This window comes from Lactobacillus sp. CA30L (assembly GCF_059900845.1).
In genome coordinates this window covers 1-21069 of sequence record NZ_JBWXGB010000006.1, presented here as the reverse complement: position 1 = coordinate 21069, position 21069 = coordinate 1, and the positions used below count along the sequence as shown (strand labels likewise).

General features: G+C 51.4%; 24 protein-coding genes. 17 read left to right on the top strand and 7 right to left on the bottom strand.

Going from position 1 to position 21069, the window contains the following annotated elements; all coding sequences use genetic code 11:
* The first annotated feature begins 129 nt into the window (after nucleotides 1-129).
* From AC2JF8_RS07665 to trxA, 7 genes are all read left to right on the top strand, one after another.
* Entirely contained in the window at nucleotides 130-567 is a 438-nt protein-coding gene (locus tag AC2JF8_RS07665) for a GNAT family N-acetyltransferase (protein ID WP_500762494.1), read from the top strand.
* Nucleotides 568-864: 297 nt separating this feature from the next.
* The gene (alaS, locus tag AC2JF8_RS07660) at nucleotides 865-3504 is read left to right on the top strand and encodes an alanine--tRNA ligase (protein ID WP_500762492.1); all 2640 of its coding nucleotides are present in this window, start codon (nucleotides 865-867) and stop codon (nucleotides 3502-3504) included.
* A gap of 52 nt (nucleotides 3505-3556) precedes the next feature.
* On the top strand, nucleotides 3557-3814 hold the full coding sequence (locus AC2JF8_RS07655) for an IreB family regulatory phosphoprotein (RefSeq protein ID WP_500762490.1): 258 nt from the start codon (nucleotides 3557-3559) through the stop codon (nucleotides 3812-3814).
* Nucleotides 3814-4242, top strand: a complete 429-nt coding sequence (gene ruvX / locus AC2JF8_RS07650; RefSeq protein ID WP_500762488.1) for a Holliday junction resolvase RuvX — start codon at nucleotides 3814-3816, stop codon at nucleotides 4240-4242. Before AC2JF8_RS07655 ends, ruvX begins: the two co-directional genes overlap by 1 nt.
* A 1-nt stretch (nucleotide 4243) precedes the next feature.
* Nucleotides 4244-4549 carry a DUF1292 domain-containing protein gene (locus AC2JF8_RS07645; protein ID WP_500762486.1) on the top strand — a complete coding sequence of 102 codons (306 nt, stop codon included), beginning with the start codon at nucleotides 4244-4246 and terminating at the stop codon, nucleotides 4547-4549.
* A gap of 56 nt (nucleotides 4550-4605) precedes the next feature.
* Nucleotides 4606-6960: an endonuclease MutS2 gene (locus AC2JF8_RS07640; RefSeq protein ID WP_500762484.1), complete on the top strand. Its 2355-nt coding sequence runs from the start codon at nucleotides 4606-4608 to the stop codon at nucleotides 6958-6960.
* Between the two features lie 86 nt (nucleotides 6961-7046).
* Complete coding sequence (gene trxA, locus AC2JF8_RS07635) at nucleotides 7047-7358, top strand: thioredoxin (protein ID WP_500762482.1); 312 nt, start codon at nucleotides 7047-7049, stop codon at nucleotides 7356-7358.
* A 52-nt stretch (nucleotides 7359-7410) separates the two neighbouring features.
* Here the strand turns inward: trxA and mscL are convergent, their stop codons facing one another.
* Both mscL and AC2JF8_RS07625 read right to left on the bottom strand, forming a co-directional pair.
* Nucleotides 7411-7782, bottom strand: a complete 372-nt coding sequence (mscL, locus tag AC2JF8_RS07630) for a large-conductance mechanosensitive channel protein MscL (protein WP_500762480.1) — start codon at nucleotides 7780-7782, stop codon at nucleotides 7411-7413.
* Between the two features lie 72 nt (nucleotides 7783-7854).
* Entirely contained in the window at nucleotides 7855-8262 is a 408-nt protein-coding gene (locus tag AC2JF8_RS07625; RefSeq protein ID WP_500762478.1) for a YslB family protein, read from the bottom strand.
* 79 nt (nucleotides 8263-8341) lie between these two features.
* Between AC2JF8_RS07625 and murI the strand changes: the two genes are divergently transcribed.
* Complete coding sequence (murI, locus tag AC2JF8_RS07620; protein ID WP_500762476.1) at nucleotides 8342-9130, top strand: glutamate racemase; 789 nt, start codon at nucleotides 8342-8344, stop codon at nucleotides 9128-9130.
* Between the two features lie 12 nt (nucleotides 9131-9142).
* On the top strand, nucleotides 9143-9760 hold the full coding sequence (locus tag AC2JF8_RS07615; protein ID WP_500762474.1) for an XTP/dITP diphosphatase: 618 nt from the start codon (nucleotides 9143-9145) through the stop codon (nucleotides 9758-9760).
* 55 nt (nucleotides 9761-9815) lie between these two features.
* Here the strand turns inward: AC2JF8_RS07615 and AC2JF8_RS07610 are convergent, their stop codons facing one another.
* A complete protein-coding gene (locus AC2JF8_RS07610) occupies nucleotides 9816-10631 on the bottom strand; it encodes a mechanosensitive ion channel family protein (RefSeq protein WP_500762472.1) in 816 nt (271 codons plus the stop codon).
* 125 nt (nucleotides 10632-10756) lie between these two features.
* Between AC2JF8_RS07610 and AC2JF8_RS07605 the strand changes: the two genes are divergently transcribed.
* Both AC2JF8_RS07605 and AC2JF8_RS07600 read left to right on the top strand, forming a co-directional pair.
* A complete protein-coding gene (locus tag AC2JF8_RS07605; protein WP_500762470.1) occupies nucleotides 10757-11182 on the top strand; it encodes a DUF948 domain-containing protein in 426 nt (141 codons plus the stop codon).
* A gap of 17 nt (nucleotides 11183-11199) precedes the next feature.
* The gene (locus tag AC2JF8_RS07600) at nucleotides 11200-11577 is read left to right on the top strand and encodes a DUF1269 domain-containing family protein (RefSeq protein ID WP_500762468.1); all 378 of its coding nucleotides are present in this window, start codon (nucleotides 11200-11202) and stop codon (nucleotides 11575-11577) included.
* A 112-nt stretch (nucleotides 11578-11689) separates the two neighbouring features.
* Here the strand turns inward: AC2JF8_RS07600 and AC2JF8_RS07595 are convergent, their stop codons facing one another.
* Complete coding sequence (locus AC2JF8_RS07595) at nucleotides 11690-12796, bottom strand: M24 family metallopeptidase (RefSeq protein WP_500762466.1); 1107 nt, start codon at nucleotides 12794-12796, stop codon at nucleotides 11690-11692.
* A gap of 147 nt (nucleotides 12797-12943) precedes the next feature.
* Between AC2JF8_RS07595 and AC2JF8_RS07590 the strand changes: the two genes are divergently transcribed.
* The gene (locus AC2JF8_RS07590; protein ID WP_500762464.1) at nucleotides 12944-13945 is read left to right on the top strand and encodes a substrate-binding domain-containing protein; all 1002 of its coding nucleotides are present in this window, start codon (nucleotides 12944-12946) and stop codon (nucleotides 13943-13945) included.
* A gap of 34 nt (nucleotides 13946-13979) precedes the next feature.
* On the opposite strand, the gene AC2JF8_RS07585 is transcribed toward AC2JF8_RS07590, so the two are convergent.
* Nucleotides 13980-15365 carry a glycerophosphodiester phosphodiesterase gene (locus AC2JF8_RS07585; protein WP_500762462.1) on the bottom strand — a complete coding sequence of 462 codons (1386 nt, stop codon included), beginning with the start codon at nucleotides 15363-15365 and terminating at the stop codon, nucleotides 13980-13982.
* Nucleotides 15366-15449: 84 nt separating this feature from the next.
* On the opposite strand from AC2JF8_RS07585, the gene AC2JF8_RS07580 reads away from it, so the two are divergent.
* The 5 genes from AC2JF8_RS07580 to AC2JF8_RS07560 are packed head-to-tail and all read left to right on the top strand — an operon-like array spanning nucleotide 15450 to nucleotide 19126.
* Nucleotides 15450-15782, top strand: a complete 333-nt coding sequence (locus AC2JF8_RS07580; RefSeq protein ID WP_500762460.1) for a hypothetical protein — start codon at nucleotides 15450-15452, stop codon at nucleotides 15780-15782.
* 14 nt (nucleotides 15783-15796) lie between these two features.
* Complete coding sequence (locus tag AC2JF8_RS07575; protein WP_500762458.1) at nucleotides 15797-17197, top strand: bifunctional metallophosphatase/5'-nucleotidase; 1401 nt, start codon at nucleotides 15797-15799, stop codon at nucleotides 17195-17197.
* Nucleotides 17172-17741 carry a YutD family protein gene (locus AC2JF8_RS07570; protein ID WP_500762456.1) on the top strand — a complete coding sequence of 190 codons (570 nt, stop codon included), beginning with the start codon at nucleotides 17172-17174 and terminating at the stop codon, nucleotides 17739-17741. The genes AC2JF8_RS07575 and AC2JF8_RS07570 overlap by 26 nt, the downstream gene beginning before the upstream one ends.
* Nucleotides 17742-18518, top strand: a complete 777-nt coding sequence (locus AC2JF8_RS07565) for a TIGR01457 family HAD-type hydrolase (RefSeq protein WP_500762454.1) — start codon at nucleotides 17742-17744, stop codon at nucleotides 18516-18518.
* A complete protein-coding gene (locus tag AC2JF8_RS07560) occupies nucleotides 18515-19126 on the top strand; it encodes a TIGR01906 family membrane protein (protein ID WP_500762452.1) in 612 nt (203 codons plus the stop codon). The genes AC2JF8_RS07565 and AC2JF8_RS07560 overlap by 4 nt, the downstream gene beginning before the upstream one ends.
* Before the next feature lie 11 nt (nucleotides 19127-19137).
* On the opposite strand, the gene AC2JF8_RS07555 is transcribed toward AC2JF8_RS07560, so the two are convergent.
* Together AC2JF8_RS07555 and AC2JF8_RS07550 are read right to left on the bottom strand one after the other, a co-directional pair.
* The gene (locus AC2JF8_RS07555; RefSeq protein ID WP_500762450.1) at nucleotides 19138-19788 is read right to left on the bottom strand and encodes a VTT domain-containing protein; all 651 of its coding nucleotides are present in this window, start codon (nucleotides 19786-19788) and stop codon (nucleotides 19138-19140) included.
* 9 nt (nucleotides 19789-19797) lie between these two features.
* Nucleotides 19798-20688 (bottom strand): NAD(P)/FAD-dependent oxidoreductase, encoded by an 891-nt coding sequence (locus tag AC2JF8_RS07550; RefSeq protein ID WP_500762602.1) that lies wholly within the window; start codon nucleotides 20686-20688, stop codon nucleotides 19798-19800.
* Between the last annotated feature and the right edge of the window lie 381 nt (nucleotides 20689-21069).

The following is a 21069-nucleotide window of genomic DNA, read 5'->3' as shown; positions in this document are numbered from 1 at the left end:
GTGATTTGTATTTAAGGCATGGGCAAACTTTTAGGCGAGCCCGTGCTTCAACCATGTAATTTGGGGCTAAGGCCCCGCGTTGGCAATGGACATCATTGAAAGTGGTTAACGCAAAGGAGAACGAACATAATGATTAGAAAATGCAAGACGACTGACGCTGGCGTCATTCAGCGCCTCAACCAAAAAGAGCTGGGCTACGATTATTCTCCGGCCAAGACCGCTGAGAATTTAGCCAGATTGCTGAAGGATGAAGCACACCACACAATCCTGGTTTATGTGGATGATGCTGCAGGCAAGGTGGCCGGGTACGTGCACGCTGCGCTGTACGAGGAGACGTATTTTGCCCCGATGATTAACATTATGGCCCTGGCAGTCGACAGTGCCTATCAAAAGCGTGGCATCGGTTCTAAATTGATGCTTGAAGTGGAGCGCTTGGCCCGGGCGGCGGGGATTAGCGCAATCAGGCTCAATTCGGGCGAAAGGCGTACTGGAGCACACCGGTTTTACGAGCACTTGGGCTATGTCAGCAGCAAGAAGCAAAAAAGGTTTGGCAAGGAATTGATTTAGCAATCAAAATTTGGGACTAAGGTCCCGCGGCACCCGTTATAGCAACTTAATTATTGACAAAGCGCGCGCAAGTAGTAAAATTACTCTTGACTTAAGACATGTTTTTCAAGTTGCTAGTTCACAGAGAGGGTCGCACGCTGGGAAGGGCCCACTAATGCTTGAAAAATGCTCCTTGAGGCTAAAATGATGATAATTAAGAGGTAACAAACACTGTTGCAATTGAGGTGGTACCGCGTTTCGAAGCGTCCTTAAGTAAAGCAATGGTGTTTTTTATTTTGATCAAAAGGAGAAATAGTGATGAAGAAACTGACGAGTTCAGAATTTAGACAAATGTTTTTGGACTTCTTCAAAGAACACGACCACATGGTCCTGCCGAGCCAGTCCCTGATTCCGCAGGATGACCCGACGCTGCTCTGGATCAACTCGGGCGTGGCGACGATGAAGAAGTACTTTGACGGTTCCGTTGTGCCGAAAAACCACCGGATTGCCTCGTCGCAGAAGTCGATCAGGACTAATGACATCGAAAACGTGGGCAAGACGGCGCGCCACCAGACCTTCTTTGAGATGCTGGGCAACTTTTCGGTCGGCGATTACTTCAAAAAGGAGGCCATTGCCTGGGCCTGGGAGTTCTTGACCAGTCCCAAGTGGCTTGACCTTGATAAGGAAAAGCTCTACTGCACGGTCTACCCGAAGGACACGGAAGCCCAGAAAATCTGGCTGGAGGTCGGCATGCCTGAAGACCACATCGTCAAGCTGGAGGAAAACTTCTGGGACATCGGCGAGGGTCCGTGTGGCCCCGACTCCGAGATTTTCTACGATCGCGGTCAGGAGAACAACGACGTGGCTGAGGATGACCCGGAGAACTTCCCGGGTGGCGAGAATGCCCGCTACCTGGAGATCTGGAACATTGTGTTCTCGCAGTATAACCACCTGGCAAACGGCAAGTACGTTGACCAGCCGCATAAGAACATCGATACGGGGATGGGCCTGGAGCGTGTCCTCTCGATCCTGCAGGATGCCCCGACCAACTTCGAGACCGACCTCTTCATGCCCATTATCCACGCCACGGAGAAGATGACGCCCGGCAAAAAATACGGCGCTGTGCCGGCGGATACGACCGCATTCAAGATTATTGCCGACCACGTGCGCACCGTCAGCTTCGCCATTGCCGATGGTGCCCTGCCGTCCAATACGGGCCGTGGCTACGTTTTGCGCCGCCTGATCCGCCGCGCCGACTTGAACGGCCAGCGCCTGGGCATCAAGGGCTCCTTCTTGTACAAGCTGGTAGCAGTTGTGGGCGAGATTATGGCCAGTCACTACCCGGAAGTTACCAAGCAAAAAGACTTTGTCGCCAAGGTAATTAAGAACGAGGAAGAGCGGTTCCAACAGACGCTGGAATCCGGCCTCAGTCTGCTTGACGAGCTGATTGGCGCGGCACAGAAGACGGCTGACAAGACCATCGCCGGCAAGGACGCGTTCAAGCTCTTTGATACCTACGGCTTTCCGTATGAACTGACCCTTGAGACCGCCCAGGATGCCGGCCTCGCGGTTGACCAAAAGGGCTTTGAAGCCGAAATGAAGGCCCAAAAAAAGCGTGCCCGTGAGGCCCGGGGCAACCTGCAGTCGATGGGTGCCCAGGATGAAACCCTGATGAATTTAAAGGACAAGTCCGAGTTTGAGTATGGCGTTTACGAGGAAAAGCACGCTCGCCTGGTTGATATTATTGTCAACGACCAGCTGGTTGACAAGGCAGACGGCGAACACGCCACCCTGATCTTCGATAAGACGCCGTTCTACGCTGAACGCGGCGGTCAGGTGGCCGATCACGGCACTATTTATAACCAAGACGGCGACCTCGTGGCCCAGGTAACGGACGTCCAGCACGCTCCCAACGATCAGAACATGCACTTTGTGGACGTCGTCCTGCCACTCAAAAAGGGCACGGAGTACACGCTCAAGATTGACCGGGTGCGCCGTGAGGGCAACCGTCACGCCCACACCGCCACGCACCTGCTGCACGCCGCTTTGCGCAGCGTTTTGGGTGAGCACACGCACCAGGCGGGCAGCCTGGTTGAACCGGACTACCTGCGCTTTGACTTTACCGCGCTCGAGCCGCTGACTCCTAAGGAGATTCAGTCGGTTGAGCAGCTGGTTAACCAAAAGATCTGGGCTGCAATCGACGTCAAGACGACCATTACCGACCCCGAAAGCGGCAAGAAGATGGGCGGGCTGGCCCTCTTTGACGGCAAGTACGGCGACAAGGTGCGCGTGGTGCAGATCAGCGACTTCTCCTCAGAATTCTGTGGCGGTACGCACTGTGACAACACCAATCAGATTGGCATCTTCAAGATTACTTCCGAGTCGGCCATCGGTGCCGGCCTGCGCCGGATCGAGGCGGTTGTTTCAAAAAAGGCCTACGAATACCTGGCCGGACGCTCTGACCTCTTGGATGAGGTCCAGGCCGAGGTGAAGTCCACTAAGCCGGCTGATGTCATCGACAAGGTGGCTAGCCTTGAAAGCGACCTGCACGCTAGCCAAAAGCAGGTTGAAGAACTAAACCGGCAGATCAATGAAATTAAGGCCGGTGCCATCTTCGACAACGTGCAGCAGGCGGGCGACCTGTCTGTCATCGCCCAAAAGGTGGACGTTCACGGCATGAACGACCTGCGCGAACTGGCCGACGCCTGGAAGGGTGCAGCCAAGTCTGACGTTCTCGCACTGGCTGCTTCAAGCGACGGCAAGGCCAACATGATCATTAGCCTAGGCGATAAGGCGCTTGCTGCGGGACTTAAGGCGGGCGACCTGATTAAGCAGGTTGCACCGCTCTTTGGCGGTGGCGGCGGCGGCCGTCCGAACATGGCCCAAGCCGGTGGAAAAAATCCTGCCGGCCTTGACAAGGCCATTCAGGCAGTCGTTGCGGCTGTTGCCCAAAATTAAATAATTGAGTTTGTGCTGTTTTTAAAGTAAAATTGTGCTAGGAGGAATAAATATGAGTTCGCTAGATAAGACGATGCATTTTGAATTTAACGAGAACAAGAACAAGAATGTTTACGATACGCTTCAAGATGTTTATAACGCCCTTGAGGAAAAGGGCTATAATCCAGTTAATCAGATTGTTGGCTACTTACTGTCTGGCGATCCGGCATATATTCCGCGGCACAACGATGCACGCAACTTGATTTTGAAGCACGAACGCGATGAAATCATCGAGGAGCTCGTGAAGAGCTACCTCGGCAAGGGCAAATAATGCGGCTGATAGGTTTAGATGTTGGATCAAAGACGGTGGGCGTCGCAGTCAGCGATGAACTGGGAATAACCGCCCAAAAAGTAGAGACGATCCCGATTGATGAAGCCCGCTATAATTTTGGCATGCGCCCGCTCAAGAAGATTGTCCGCAAGTATGACGCAGACGGTTTTGTTTTGGGCCTGCCCAAAAACATGGATGGTTCCGCGGGTGCGGCGGTTGACCGCAGCAGGTCATACGGGGCGCGGCTGCACGCAAAATTTGGTCTGCCCGTCTATTATTCGGACGAGCGGCTGACCACGATTGAGGCGCGCCGCGTGCTCGTCGAAGAGGCCGGGCTGCATGACCGACGCGCACGCAAGGAAGTTATCGACCAGATGGCTGCCGTTTTGATTCTGCAGAACTATCTGGACCTAAACCGAAAGGATTAATATGACACAAGAAGTACACGGCGAAGACCGCCAGATTACCCTGATTGATGAAAAGGGCAACGAAGAATTATACGAAGTTTTGTTCACATTTCATTCGGATGACTACGACAAGTCCTACATCCTGCTTTATCCGGCCGCAGTAGGCGAGGATGAAGAGGTTGAAGTTCTTGCGTTCAGCTATGACACCGACGAGGCAGGCGATGTGACCAGCAGCGACCTGCACGAGATCGAGGCTGACGACGAATGGGACATGGTCCAGGGGGTTTTGAACACCTTCTTGGATGATGACCGGCTAAGTGGTGAATAAGAAGAAAGACTGGCTCAGCCAGCCTTTTTTATTGAGAGAGAAAAATTGCTTTAAGAATGAACGATAAGATATTAACAACGTTAGAATTTGCCAAAATAACAGCAAAGCTGCAGCAAATGGCGGTAACCGTGCCGGCTAAAAAAAGGGCGGCCAACCTCGCGCCGAGCGGCGACTTTGCCCAGGTTGAACGGGCACTCAAACAGACGCTGGCGGGCAGCGACCTCTTGCGCATCAAGGGGCAGCTGCCCCTGAGCGATTTTATAGACGTCGCCCCGAGCACGAAGCGGCTGCGCATCAAGGCCAACCTCAACGCGCAGGAACTGGGCAACATCCTGCTTATTTTGACGCTGGCCAGCGACGTCAACCGCTTTTTGGCCGACGTTGACGAAAATGAGCTTGACCTGTCTGCCCTTGAAGACACGCTGGGCGATTTGGTAGTGCCGGAAGCACTTTTTGGGGCACTCAAAAATGCACTGGACTTTGACGGCGAAGTGCTTGATACCGCCTCAAGCGGCCTGATGCGCCTGCGGCGCGAATTGAAGACCAATGACGAGGAAATCAAGCGCCGCATGGATGATTACCTTAAGGGCAACAGCAGCAAGTACCTCTCCGAGCAGATCATCACCGTGCGGGACGAACGCTACGTTATTCCGGTCAAGCATGAATACCGGAGCAAGTTTGGCGGCGTGGTCCACGACCAGAGTGCCAGCGGGCAGACCCTGTTCATCGAGCCGAGCGCGGTCCTTAGCCTCAACAACCGCCAGCAGAACCTACTTGCTGAGGAACGCCAAGAGATTCGGCGTATCTTGCGCAAACTGTCCGATGCCGCACGAAGCGAAGTCGATGCCCTGGACGCGGTGGCATCTGCTTTATGCATTCTTGACTTTGTGCAGGCCAAGGCCAAGTTGGCGCACGTAATGCAGGCCACGGAACCACAATTGACCAGGGACTGCTCCCTGTTTTTCATCAAGGCCCGGCACCCCCTGATCGACGCGCAGAAGGTGGTGGCCAATGACATTCGCCTGGGTAAAGACTTCGACACGATTTTGATTACCGGCCCCAATACCGGCGGTAAGACCATCACGCTGAAGACGGTGGGGCTGCTCCAATTGATGGCGCAGGCCGGACTCTTCATTCCGGCGGCTGAGGGTAGCAAGGCCGCTGTGTTTGAGGACATTAGCGCCGATATCGGCGATGAACAGTCGATTGAGCAGTCGCTCAGTACATTTTCTTCGCACGTCAATAGCATCATCAAAATGATGGGGCACGTTGGCAGTAAGACCCTGGTTCTAATTGATGAAATCGGTGCGGGCACGGATCCAGAAGAGGGTGCCAGTCTGGCCATCAGCATCCTTGACTTCCTGCGCCGCAAACAGGCGAAAATCATCGTGACTACCCACTACCCCGAGCTGAAACTGTACGGCTACAACCGGGAGCGCACGACCAACGCGTCGATGGAATTCGACGTGAAGACGCTGTCGCCAACCTACAGGCTGCAGATGGGGATTCCCGGTCACAGCAACGCGTTTGCAATTGCCCGCCGCCTGGGGATGCGGGAGGACGTTGTCAAGGAAGCCGAAAGCCTGATGTCGGATGAAAACGTCGACATCAACGAGATGATTACGAAATTGACCAAGCAGGTGCATGCAGCCACGGATGCCCGCGCGCACCTGCAGACGAGTCTGGACCGCAGCCGCAGGCTGGAAGAAAAGCTGCAGCAGGCGCTCGACTGGTACAACCAGCGCGTCCAAAAGCAACTGGAGTTTGCCCAGGAGCGGGCAAGCGAGGTCGTTGCCAAGAGCCGGAAAAAGGCGGAAAAGATCATTGACCAGCTGGAGCAGCAAAAGGGCAGCGTCAAGCAAAACGAGGTCATTGCGGCCAGGGGCGAATTGAACCAGCTGGAGCGGCAGAACGCCAACTTAGCGCACAATCGGGTCCTGCAGCGCGAGAAAAAGCGGCACCACGTCCAGGTTGGCGACAGCGTCAAGGTTTTGTCCTACGGCCAGGTGGGTACGATTACGAAGAAGCTGTCTGACCACCAGTATGAGGTCAGGCTGGGCATCATTAAGGTCAAGGTCAGCGACCGGGACGTTGAAAAAATCAGTGCGACGAAGGATTCCAAGGCGCACGCAACCGTGCGGGCGGTCAGTTCAAGTCGCCGCAGCAATGCCAAAAGCGAGCTCGACCTGCGTGGACAGCGCTACGACGAGGCAATGACCAACCTTGACCGCTACATTGACTCCGTTCTGCTTGCCGGGCTTGATGTGGTGACGATTATCCATGGCATCGGGACCGGCGCAATCAGGAAGGGCGTGTGGCAGTACCTGCGTTCCAGCAGCCACGTCAAGAGCTACAGCTATGCACCCGCAAATGAAGGTGGCAACGGCGCAACGATCGTGCACCTGAAGTAAGAATCACTTGCTTGTAAAAAGTAAGCAAGCTTGCTATAATTAAGCCATCAATAAGAAATATTCTATTTAAATTGGGAGGTATATCCATGGTTGAGGAACTTACGGATCAGAACTTTGCGGAAGAAACTAAGGACGGCGTTGTCCTGACCGACTTTTGGGCTACGTGGTGCGGACCGTGCAAGATGCAGTCACCCGTTGTTGATGAGCTTGCAGAGGAACGCCAGGACGTCAAGTTCACGAAGATGGACGTTGACCAGAACAAGGAAATTCCTAGTTCACTGGGCGTTATGGCCATTCCAACGCTGGTCATTAAAAAAGACGGCGAGATTGTTGACCGCATTACCGGCTACACGCCGAAGGCCAAGCTCGATCAGATTTTAAACCAATACACGGCGTAAATAAAAAAGACTTCCACGCGTGGAAGTCTTTTTTTGTTTGTCCTTTTACCGCTTATTCCTTTGCCTTTAGCAGGTCGCGAATTTCTTTGAGGTAGTCCTCGCTCGTTGGTCCCGCCGGCTGCTCCTTTTTAGCGCCGCTCTTCGTTACCTTGTTGACGGCCTTGACCATCAAGAAGACGATAAAGGCAATGATCAAGAAGTTGATGACGGTATTGATGAACTCGCCGTATTTGAATGTGGTCCCGCCAATCTTAAGGACAAGGTTGGACAAGTCAATGCGTCCGATAAACAGGCCCAGCAGCGGGTTGATTAGGTTAGTGACCAGTGAGTTGACAATGTTGGTAAAGGCCCCGCCAATGATAACACCAACGGCTAAGTCCATTACGTTGCCGCGTTCAATAAATTTTTCGAATTCCTTAAGCATTTAAATTCCTCCTATTTACTTCTTAATCATATTGCAATAACAGCAAAAAATTCAATTAATGTACTCAAAAATTTAGTCAAATCTGGCCGTTAGCTGCACCCTCTTATTTTTTGCGTCAATCTTTAATTCACATTCGGTTGTGCGCTGGTACTCTTTTTCGAGCGCCGCGGCCACGATCCCCGCCTCGAGTGTGAATTCGCGGATGCCGCTGTCGAGGCGGTCAGCAACGTTTTGGCCGCTTAACTCTAGGACTACTTCGCTGCGGCGTTTCTTGATTAGCGTCAACACGCCGAATTGCGCCGTCATAAAGAAGCTGGTAATATCTTCATATGATGCCAAGTCGTACTTTTGGGCGATGTGCTTGCCGCTCCAGTAGAGGATTTCCCCGGTGTCATTGCCCAGGATGGTCGGGAGGATAAAGTCGCGGTACAGTTGGTTGATAAAATATACGTGTTCATTTTGCTGGCTATTGTCTTGCATAAAGAATTCATCCCTTTTATTTTCCCTTATTTTACCGTAAAATTGATAGAAAGAGAATGGATTTAGGGAGATTAGTATTATGGATAAGCGACCGATTGGGCTTTTAGATTCTGGTGTCGGTGGATTGACGGTGGTAAAAAAAGTTATTGCAAAGATGCCCCACGAAGCAACTATCTTTATCGGAGATAATGCCCATATCCCATATGGCGATAAGTCGAAAGCTGAAATTATCGCTTTGACCCAACGGAGCGTAGATTTTTTATTAAGCCAAAACGTTAAGCTGATTATCTTTGCGTGCAACACGGCGACGGCGGTTGCAATGGACGTCATCCAAAGGCAGGTTGAGCCCCAAATCATTGGTGTCATTCAATCGGGTGCGCTTGCCGCTGCGCGTGCGACCGGAAATAAAAAGGTTGCGGTCGCCGCAACCCAAATGACGACGCGCTTGCACGCTTACCAAAAGGAGATTAATTTGCGCGCTCCCCAAATAAGCGTGACGGAATTGGCTGCGCCCGAACTGGTGCCCCTCATTGAGGCCAATGCAGGGCATGACGCCTATTTGCGGGTCCTCAAAAAGACGCTGGCACCGCTTCAAGGCAAGGACTTCGATACATTAGTCCTTGGTTGTACGCATTATCCGATCATCTGGCGGGAATTTACCGAGTGCGTCAAGCCAGGCGTGCAAATTGTCGATCCAGCCGACCAGGTGGCGCAGTACACGTATAACGTAATGAGGCGGGATTGCCTGTTCAGCGATAACAAGGGAGCGGGTCAACACGAATACTATACGACAGGCGATGTTAAGGTGGTTGATGAATTAGGCCGTGTTATACTCGATGATCCGAGTTTTGCAGCGCGCCCTTTATAAGGGAAGTACACAATGGTTAAAGAAATTTTATTTGCAACAACAAATAAGGGCAAGGTGAGGGAATTAACCCAAGCCTTTGCAAAAGCAAACATTGCTGTCCGGATTAAAACCAATGCGGACCTCGTTAATCCACCGGTGGTTGAGGAATACGGGCGCACCTTTGAGCAAAACGCCAAGCTGAAGGCGCACGCCCTGGCCGACTTCAGCCGGATGCTTACGATTGCGGACGATTCCGGTCTCATAGTTGACGCACTCGATGGCGCACCCGGCGTGCATTCTGCACGCTACGCTGGTGAGGAGCACAACGACCGCAAGAACAACGCCAAGCTGCTGGCGGCGCTCGGCGGAGTCCCGCCGGAAAAGCGCACGGCGAAGTTCAACACGACGATTGTCGCGGCGATGCCTGACCATTTTGAGCGTGACCTCGTAGTCACCGGGCAGTGCAGCGGACGCATTCTGGCCGCCCCGCAGGGAGAGGACGGCTTTGGCTACGACCCGCTGTTTTACGTGCCCCAAAAGCACAAGACATTTGCCGAGATGACGCTTGCCGAGAAGAACAGCCTGTCCCACCGGGGACGCGCAATTGCCCGGCTGCTTGCCGCTTTTCCCGCCTGGCTCGAACAGTTTTAATAAAAAAGGACACGCCTGTCCGTGTCCCCCAAAGGCGAAATAAGTACGTTTTTTGCTACTGGGCAAGCGCAACGCTGTTTTCCCGCAGCACCTTGAGGTAGTGGGTCAGATATTGGTCCTGTACCTCCTTTTCGTGGCCGGGTTCCACCTGAAAGTGAACGGCGTAGGCGACGTTCTGCGCGGTCTGCTTTGTTACCCCCGCAACTTGGGGCGCCTGCACGAGCCACTTTTGCCGGGCCGCTAATTCCTGGTTGACCCGATCAACCAGCTGGTGCACTTTGGCAAAGTCGCTGTCTGCCTTGAGCTGCACCTCGACGTCGACCCCAATGCCGCCGTGGGCCAGGTTTTGCACAATGGAAATGTTGCGGTTGGGAATGTAGATGGTTGAACCGTCTGCGGCTTTGAGCCTGGTTGTCCGCAGCCCCAGCTGAATTACGGTGCCGGTTTGACCGTTGATCAGGACGATGTCGCCCACGTCAAACTGGTCTTCGCTCAAAATAAAGAAGCCGTTGACCAGGTCGCTGACAAAGCCCTGCGCGCCCATGCCCAGGGCCAGGGAAAAGATGCCCGCACTGGCCAGAAGCGTTCCCACCGGGATGCCAAGAATCGACAAAACGGCGAAGAGGTAAAAGAAGATTACCGTGTATTCGAAAATACTGTTGATGAGGGAAGTGACGGTTTGCGTGCGCTTGTTTTCGGGGTGCTTGCTGTGTCTGCGGTAGCGGCCGATGAGTTTTTTGCCGAAGTGGTCGATCAGGTAAAAGACCAGCGTTGATACCGCAAGCTGCCACACGATGGCGAGGGCCTGCTCACTGAGGCGGTCCCAGTTGAACTTTATGAGTTTGGTATTGATTTGAAATAATTTATCCATGATTCTGCCTTTCTGAACATACCTTTCTGCACATATATATTAACTATAGCAAATTATCACTTATAGATTGAGATTAAAGTGTTTTCATGCTAGACTTTTTTTAGGTGTAGAATTGGAGGGATAAAATGGAAATTTCTTATGGTGCACTGGCAGGGCTAATTGCTGCCGTTGCATTATTGATTTTAGTACTATTCACAATCCCAGTGCTTGTGCGTGTTGCACAGGCAACTAAAGAAGCAGACAAAACCATTGAGAGTGCTAATGAATCGATCCAGCAGATTGCAAAAGACGTTGATGAATTGCTTCACCAGAGCAGTGACTTGCTGGACAAGACCAACGTTCTGATGGCTGACGTGAACGTCAAGATGAGCACCCTCGAACCGGTTGTGCAAGCAGCGGCTGATTTAGGAGAAAGCGTTTCGGACGTTAACGCCTCTTCACGCAAGATGGCGAAGCGCGTCAGCAGTTTCCACTTGAAGCGTGGCAGCGTTATGTCTTCTGCTTTAGCAGCGATGTTTGCAAGGCGTAAGCGTCGTAAGGGTGAGGATTAAGTAAAGGAGATATTCTCATGAAAAAGATTACAGGTTTTATATTAGGTACAATTTTTGGTAGTGCGGCTGGCTTTCTTGCCGGTTCATTGTTGGTCAGCGATAGCCAGGTTGATGAACTAAAGAAAAAGGTTAAGAACAACGACACTGTTCAGGACCTGAAAAAGAAGTACGACAACGGCACGGAAGTGGTCAAGAACCAGCTTGCCTCGTTCCCTAAGAGCGTCGAGGATGATTCGGAGCTGAAGGATTTTGATGATATTGTCATCGATAATTCTAAGGATGATGACCCGCTGTCAGAGGAACACGCAGAGAAGTCCGTTGATGACCTGCACCACGCCGAGCCGGCGCACCCCGTACAGGCTCCGCACGAGCCTAAGGCACCCGAGGCGCACTAGCGCCCGGCAGCACCGGAAGACCCAACCTCAAGATTTTAAAAATTAGTTAGCAAACAGCAAAAAATGCACTTCACGCGTGAAGTGCATTTTTGGTTCGTCAAAATTAAAGGGGCTAATCCCGCAGCGGCAGCACCTTGAGTTCTTTGTCCGTGTGGGTGAATGGCTGATAGCCCTCTTTGGTAACAACACCGCAGTCTTCAATTCGGACACCGGCAACGCCTGGAATGTAGATGCCAGGCTCGATTGAAAAACACATGCCCTCCTCGATAATCAGGTCGTTGCCCTGAACGATTGACGGGTACTCGTGGACTTCTTTGCCTATCCCATGTCCCAGGCGGTGAATAAAGTATTCACCGTATCCAGCCTTAGTGATGACGTCGCGCGCAACGCCATCAAGTTCGGCGGCGGTTATGCCGGGTTTAACGGCCTCGATTGCGGCCTGCTGTGCTTCACGGTCAATTTCATAGATTTCTTTTTGCTTGGACGTAGGCTCGCCGTACGCAACGGTTCGGCTTGAATCTGATGCGTAGCCATTATGCATTGTGCCAAGGTCGAACAGGACTAGTTCGTTGGGCTTGACCTTATTCATTGTTGGTCCCAGGTGTGGGTTAGCGGCGTTGGCCCCTGCCTGCACGATTGTTTCGAAGCTGACGTGCATGACCCCCTTTTGGACCTTTAATTGGTATTCAATTTGACCTGCGATGTAGCGCTCGGTAACCCCCGTCTTGATTGCGTCAAAGCCAACCTGGAAGGCAAAGTCCGCTTCACGGCCAGCCGCCTGGAGCTGTTTGATTTCGGCTGGCGTCTTATACAGACGAATCTTGGCAATGAAGCCGGAAACGTCGCTGTCAAAGTTGGCGTCGGGAAACTGGGCGTGGATTAGCTGGTAGTGCGCAACTGACAGGTTGTTCTTCTCTAGCGCCCACTTCTGATAGTCACTAGTACGGCTTTTAATTTTGTCGGCAATGATAACCCATGGATTCTCGGAATCTAGGTAGCCGTAAACATCACCAGCCCAGGCTGAATTCTTAGCTTCCTCTACGTTTAGTGCTGGCACGAATACGAAAGGCTCGGTATCTTTGAACGCTAAAAGACAAAAGATGCGTTCATGGGGTTCCATTTCGTAGCCCGTGAAGTAGGCAATGGTAGTAGGGTCAGAAATATAGGCTACATCGTTACCTGAACGTTGCAGCCACTCTTGCAATTTGGTTAAATTCATTTGCTGTTTCCTTTCAAAAATATTTAATTAAAGCAAGTATAACATGTTCTTGATTTAAAAAAATGAAAGAATGGCTGTAACCGTTTGCATTTTTTTAAAAAACGTGTTAACTTGTATACTAGTATTTTTTAGATAGGGGAAATAAGAATGCGAAAACAAGATATTACTATTTATGATGTGGCTCGTGAGGCCAAGGTCTCGATGGCTACGGTCTCACGAGTTGTTAATGGCAATACTAACGTGCGTAAGGATACGCGCGAGCGGGTAATGAAAGTTATCAACCGCCTGCATTACCAGCCCAATGCGGTGGCTCAGGGGCTGGCTTCAAAGCGAACGACGACGGTAGGACTGATTGTACCGGATTTGACGAACCTATATTTTGCGGAATTGTCGAAGGGGATTGACGACATTGCGCTGCTTTATAAGTACAACATCATTATTACCAGCATCGAAAACCGCTTGATGCGAGAAGATCAGGCGATTCAAGGCCTTCTTAACAAGCAGGTGGACGGAATGATCTACATGTCTGACAGTCTGCCAGCTGAAGCTGTTGAGGCCTTTAAGCGTACTGACACACCGGTCGTTCTTGCGGGAACCAAGGACACATACAAAGATTTTCCATCCGTAACAATTGACTATAAGAAAGCGGACACGGAAGCTCTAAATCTGCTCTATAACGACGGCAAGCGGAACCTAGCTTTAGTCGTTGGTGATCCGGATACCGTGGTTAACGTGGAGGACAGAATTCCAACTTATAAAAAATTTATACAGGAACATGACCTGGGCACAGGCTATATTTACTCTAATATTAAGGATCACTCCGATGGTTACAACTTGTTTACCAAGATGCAGCATGATGGTATCGATGGTGTGGTTGTCACGAATGATATTGCGGCCGTAGGCGTTCTCAATTCTGCCCTGGATGCGGGCCAGAAAGTGCCAGAAGATCTTGAGATTATCACCGCCAGCGCAACGCAGATTGCTTCGATCGTGCGCCCGGCGCTGACTGCTATTCGCCAACCCCTTTATGATATCGGTGCGGTTGCAATGCGGATGCTGACCAAGCTGATGAATGACGAAAAGGTGGCTGAAAAGCAGATCGAGTTGCCGTATGAGTTATTGAAGAAGCAGAGCACCTCAAACGATTAAAAAATTTATTTATAACAAAAGCGACTCATATCCATTAGTGGGCCGCTTTTTTGGCGCTGATTTGCGCGGCAGCTGCTACCTGCGTGAGGATAGTCCGGATGCGGGGCGCTTGCAGGGGCTGGTAGGCCGTTAGGGCCAGGTTGGTGTAACGGCTCATGCGCGGCAATTGGCGGTAGTTGTGCCAGCTTGCCCGGTCAAAAAAGCCGTAAAATAAAACGTCTCGTGCCTTGACCCAGCCCAAAGAGGTATACAGCCACATGCTCTTGGGGCTGCCGTTGAAGTTGCGGATCTTGAATAGCGTGTTAGACGGCAGCTTCTTTGTGGTCTTTGCCTGGTTGTCGGGGTAGCGGTAGATGACTGCGTCTTTTTGCGGTTTGGTCAGAACCTGTTTATCCTTGTAGGGTGCAACGTCCTGCTCCTTGAGGTCGAGGGTAACAAATTCCGCGGAAATGAAGGTCTGGTTGGCAATCTGGTAGTATAGCCGGTTATGTGCCCGCACGCCGTACATGACGTGCAATTTTTGTCCCGGTGCTACGTAAGTTTTTTGCCGTACACGCATGTAGGGGTTCATCATGGTCGCAGCCCTCTTTTTGCCAAAATAGGTGCCGCTGCGGTGGATATCGTATTTGCGGGTGCCTTCCTTGGCCAGTTTGTACTTGAAACCGGTGCTCGGAAAATTGGTGACGACGCCGTCGATGTTCTTGTTGATGAGCCAGTGCCACAATGCGGGGGATTCGTTCATTTCAGCCCAGACGAAGACCTGCTTATTGAGCAGGTGCAGCCAGTGGATCAGCCAGGAGTGGTTCAAAATAAGGTCGGAAGAAACGTTGACGGCATTAACCTGGGGCAGGTCGCTGAAGTTTATGCGTTTGAGACTGCCGACAATTAGAATTAAGTATGCGTCTGGCATTATTTTGCGGAAGTAAAACAGACTGGCGGCTGAAAATGAATGAATAATGATCCGCTTTTCCATGTGGTACTTTTTGATGGTCGCCGCGATTTTGTCTTCAAGCTCGTAGGAGGGCTCGAGCGCGTGGTCAACCTTGGTTTCCAGGATGAATTTGGCCTGTGGCCGGTTCCGGTAGTGCTTGAAGAGCTGGTCCAAGCTCATGACGTGCTCGCCGTTGTCGTATGTTAGCTGACTGAGTGCCTGCCAGGTATTTTGTGATACAATTGCATGTGTATGCACTACCCGGAACAGGTCGTCATCATGTGAGACAACCAGCACCCCGTCCGCGGAGAGGTGCAGGTCGAGCTCGACGTAATCGGCACCGGACTTAAAGGCGGAATCATCACTCTGAATTGTTTCTTCAGGGTACTTGCTGGGATCGCCGCGGTGTCCGACAACGGTAAATCCGCTTGTTGTTAAAAAGATTATGCTAAGAAAAAGAGCCGTAAGAATGTGGTTTCTGCGTTTCATGTGTACACCCCTATCGCTAATACAATAGCATGGTTGCACATTTTTTTCTACACGGCACAGTTTAAATTTATGCAGGGATGAGTAATGAACCAACAGTATGAAGAGTTAGATTTGATTGAAGAAATTACCCGTAATGATAATAGCAAGTACTTTGAAATTGCCAACATTGACCAAAATGGGATTGCCGAGCTTGCCGTTGACCGGGGCCTCATTAAAAACGTCCGGATTCTGCAGTTGAATATACCGCGGACAAGGGCCCTGGTAACGTATGAAGAATACGTCAATCAGAACTACAAGCTGGAAACCTTGACTAATGAGGATGACTGGAAAAATCCTGACTGGGTCGAGTGGAAGAAACCCAAGGGCAAGGTCTTGGATGCCTACAACGCGATTTTGAAGTCCAACCAGATTGGCTAGAGGCAGCAAACAAAATGGAAAAGATCCGTATTTTACACACCAATGATTTACATTCGCACTTTGAACACTTTCCCCGCATAGGGCGCTACCTGCACGCGGCCCAGAGTGACACAACGGTCGATCAGGTTCTAACGTTTGATGCTGGTGACTTCATGGACCGTTCACACCCCCTAACCGATGCGACGTTTGGCCAGGCCAACATTAAATTGATGAATTCGTTTCGCTATGATGCAGTTACGATTGGCAACAACGAAGGAATTTCTAATTCGCACGCTGTGGTCGAGCACCTTTTTGACCACGCCGAGTTTCCGGTGATTTTGGCCAACTTGCGCGAGGAGGACGGGACGATGCCGCACTGGGCAGTGGCGCACAAGATTCTGACAACGAAGAAGGGCACGCGCATCGCCTTGATCGGACTAACCGCCGCTTACCCCCTGTCCTACGAACCCAACCACTGGCACGTTAAAATGCTGAAGGAATCAATGGATGATGTCCTGCCGCAGATTGCGGGGACGTACGACGTTTTGATCCTGCTGACACACGTGGGTCTGAATATGGACTGCTTTTTGGCGCACAGGTACCCGCAGATCGACCTGATTATCGGCGGCCACACCCATGATTTGCTAAAGCACGGCAAGAGGGTTAACGGCGTCTGGATCGTGCAAACCGGCAAGTGGGGCAACTACGTGGGCAACATCGATATGGAGATCGACAGTGACCACCACGTCCAAAAGATTACGCCGCACGTTGAACCGACCAGCCTGATGAAAGAGCAGCCCGGTGACCAGGCTACCGTTCAGAAATACCTTGATCAGGGCAAAAAAATCTTGATGCGCGAGCGGGTGGCCAACCTGCCGGAAAAGTATGAGGACGACCGTGATGCGGCAATGAAGGTGTCTATGGACGCAATAGCAGATTTTGCCGGCACCGACCTGGCAATGCTCAGCACGGGGTTGTTTCTGACGCCCTTTAAGCAAGGCGTTCTGACCAAGTACGACCTGCAGCGTGCGCTGCCGCACTCGATGCACGTTGTGCGGTCCACGCTCAGGGGCAGCGACCTCTGGCGCCTGGTGATGGAAATTGAGAAAAACCGCCATTACCTGGACCACTTTCACCTGCAGGGGATGAGTTTTCGCGGCAAGATTTTTGGCCAAATGTACTACAGGGGCATCAAGTTTGACCCCATTAGCCGAGTTGTCTTCGTGCGGGGCAAGGAGGTTGACCCGAACAAGGAGTACCACATTGCCGTGTTGGACCACTACGTCCTCGTACCCTTTTTCCCCACGCTGGCAATTGTCGGCGACAACAAATTTTTGTTTCCGCAGTTTTTGCGGGAAGTCATTGGCGACTATTTAGCCCAGAAGTACCCATTAACAGGAAGTGAAGCACATGTCGGAACAAAACGAAAAAACTGATTCCACTAAGCAAGGCCGGGAAAAGAAGTTTGGCCAGAAGCAGCCGCTTCGTCACTCGCAGGCCCTCGTGGCCCTGGATGGCGACAGCCTGAAGGTCAACAAGCAGGTCTACCGGGTACTTGTCAACAAGGGCGCGGCCCTCGATCTCGAAGCCCTGAGGCAAAAGTATGATCCTTACCTCAACCAGTATGACTTTATAGTGGGCGACGTTTCGAGCGCGCACCTGCGCCTGAAGGGATTCTATAAGGATGCAGTGCGCACGGCAATTGACCGCAAGCAGCAGACAATTGCGGACTACGTGATGGAATACTGCAACCCGGGCAGTCCGTATTTTGTCTTGGAACTGCTGAATCCCGTCCACCACTACCATGCAAGCAGCCGCAATAGGTACCGGCGCAACCCGCACGGCAAGCGGCCCGATACGACCTTTAAGCGCTACCGGGTCCACCAGACGAACTTTAAAAAACGCGCAAGCGTTGCTGAGAAAAAGGAAACAAGGAACCACCATTCCTTTGTTATTAAAAAAAGAAAGGGCAGCAGCTAAGTGAAAGATTATCGTTTATTTCTCGTTGACTTGGATGGCACCGTCTACCGCGGCCAAGAGACAATTGAAGCAGGCGTCCGTTTTGTTCACCGCCTTGAAAAAGCCGGGAAGGACTACATCTTTTTAACGAACAACACAACGAGAACGCCGCAGATGGTTGTGGATAAGCTTGCGCTGCACGGGGTGAATACTGATGTTGACCACGTCTACACGCCCAGCATGGCCACGGTTAGCTACATTGTTGAGCGGGAGTACGACCGCCCCGCTAAAATTGGGGTTTACGTAATCGGCCAGGTCGGCTTGTGGCGCGAAATTTTCCAGCACCCGGAGTTCGAGCTGAACGACAAAGATCCCGACTACGTTGTGGTGGGGATGGATACCGATCTGACCTACCACAAAATTCAGGTAGCAGTAGCCGCAATAAGAAACGGGGCAACCTTCATCGGGACGAACGCGGACCTGAACCTGCCCAGCGAACGGGGACTCATGCCCGGCAATGGTTCACAATGCGCCATGATTGCGGCTTCGAGCGGACAGAAACCAATTTTCATTGGCAAGCCGGCGCCCATAATCGTCGACAAGGTTTTGGCACGGGCCCGGTGTGCTAAAAAGGATGCGCTCCTGGTGGGAGATAATTATGATACGGATATCAAGGCGGGCTTTAACAGCCAGGTAGACCAGCTGCTGGTGACTTCAGGGATTACCAGGCCCGCTGATATTGTAGGCAAGAAGCAGCCGACCATTGTGGTTGATAGTTTGGACAAGATTAACTTATGAGCAAAAAAAATAGCGTATTAGCGCTTGTTTATCACTTTGTTTTTGCACTTGCGAGCAGCGTTGTGGGGGCACTGGTCGCCAGCTGGCCCCTGTTGCTCGTTTTTGTACTCGTTCAGAAGACCAATAAAACGGTCGGGTTGACGATTGTGCAGGTGATGCACAACTATGACGAGCTGCTCTGGTATCTGATTTGGCCGTTCAAAACGCGGCTGAAAATGCAGGATTTGCCCACTTCGCGTGCGGCCGCGGCTCACTTTGCGGACGTGAAAAAACTGTTTGTGCTGGCCGTCATCGCCTTTGTTTGCTGCGTGGCCATCTGGTTGTGGTCTAGAAGGCAGAAAAAAGCCCGCATTCTTGGGCTGAGCAAGGTGTGGTGTCTGCTGTTTTTGCTTTTGCCAGTGGCTGTTTTGCCGTTTGCGCTGACCAACTTCGACCAGTTCTTTGTCACTTTTCACCACCTGCTTTTTGCAGGCAGCAATACGTGGCTGTTCGATCCCGCGCGTGATCCCATTATCAATGTGCTAACCGAAGGCTTCTTTGCATCTTGCTTTGCCGTTGGTGGTATTATCTATGAATTATATTTTGCAAATAAACTGCTGCAGCGCTAAAAAGGAGCCCCTTAGAGGGACTCCTTTTTTTGCGCGTGTTGTTTTTTTAGCATAACGATGAAAATTGGCAGCACCGAAATGATGATGATGGCGAGAATCAGCAGCGAGAAGTGTTCCTTCACGAAAGGGATGTTGCCAAAAAGGGCGCCGATGATGGTAAACAGACCGCTCCAGAAAATTCCGCCCACGACGTTGTAAAGCGCGAATTTACCGTAATGCATCCTGCTGCCCCCCGAAATAAAGGGAACAAAGGTCCTGATGAACGGAATGAAGCGTCCGATAACAATCGTGATGGGACCGTGCCGCTCGAAAAACTGCTCGGCCGCGCGCCGCTTTTTTTGGTTGATCAGCCGGTTGAACCAAGCGTGCTTGGCACCCGAGTGAACCGAATACGCTCCGATTTCATAGTTGCAGGCATCGCCCAAAACAGCCGCTAAAAGAACGGCGGCGTAAACTAGCCAGAGATTGAGGTTGTACTTGGGGTTGACGGCCATCGAGCTGGCCGCAAAGATTAACGAATCGCCCGGCAAGAAGGGAAAGATGACCAACCCGGTTTCGATAAAAATAATCCCAAAAATGATCAGGTAGGTCCAACCGCCAAACTGGTTGACGATTTCAATCAGATGGTGGTCAATGTGCAGGATAAAATTGATTATTGTCATAGCGCCTTCCTAAATACTGGTTGAATGTATGGTCAGGGTCTTCTCGGGAAAAAGCGCACGCATGATGGCAGTAACTGCAACCTGCGCTTCGCCAAATCCGAGTCCGATTACGGGCACGCGCCCCGGATAGCCCACGGCGTCCCCCACGGCGTAAATGCCAGGAACAGTGGTTTCCATTTCGCGGGTGACCTTGATCTTGCTGCCTGCAAGCGTGATGCCCCAGTCTTGCACGAACCGATTGTTGGCCCGAAACCCGTAGGCGACGACGACCTGATCAAGCCGTCTGTGGGCAACTGCAGCGTCGCCCATCTTCTTGAGGTCGACATCAAGGTGATTATCACTTATTGCGAGTGATTTGGGAAGGTATGGGGTTAGGACTTCAACGTTTTTTAAACTTTTCAGTTTTTGGGCACTGGTTTCAAGTCCCCGAAATTCGTTCCGCCTGTGAATCAACTTAATCTGGGTATTCGGCTGTTCGGCAAGCTCGAGCGCCCAATCAAGCGCTGAGTCCCCGCCGCCAAAAACCCCAATGGTTTGGTGGGCAAACTTCTCGGGATTTCTAATTAGGTAGTGCACCCGTTTAGCACTTTCAGCGTCCAGCTTCAGCGGAAACTTTTTGGGCGTGAAGGAGCCCGCTCCCGTTGCAACGATAATGCTCTTTGTCTGGTACTGATCGTTGACGACAAAGCCGCCATTAACTTTGCTGACGGCGGTCACGCGGTGATTCAACGCAAAAGTGGTTTTGTCCTGGGCATTGTCCAGCAGCTGCGCGATCAGGGATGCACCCGTAATCTCCGCAAAAACGGGAATATCATAAATTTTTTTAAATGGGTAGAGCGCCCGTGGCTGTCCCCCGACCTCCTTTAATGAATCAAATATAATTGTTTTTAAACCGTGCAGGTGGGCAAAACTGGCACAAAAAAGACCAACCGGACCCGCGCCAATAATTGCGACGTCAAAATTTTTAATTTCAAAAACTCCCTTCTAAACGTTGATGTAACAACTTTAGCATGAAATTACGGGATAGTCATCTAAATAATTTACGCAAAAAAAGCTTGCAAAAGAAGCGAAAGGTTGCTAGTATTAATAACTGTCGTCGGGCACTGAGCGCAAAAGCACAGGGCGCTAGGCGACAAATTTTCTGAAAAAGCTGCTTGACAAAACAAAGGAGCTTTAGTAAGATAAAAAACGTTGCTGTCGCAGAAGGCAGCAGCGGGCCAGAAAAAAGTTCTTGACAAGCGCAAGAATTTCTGGCAAAATAGAAAAGCGCCCAAGAGCAAT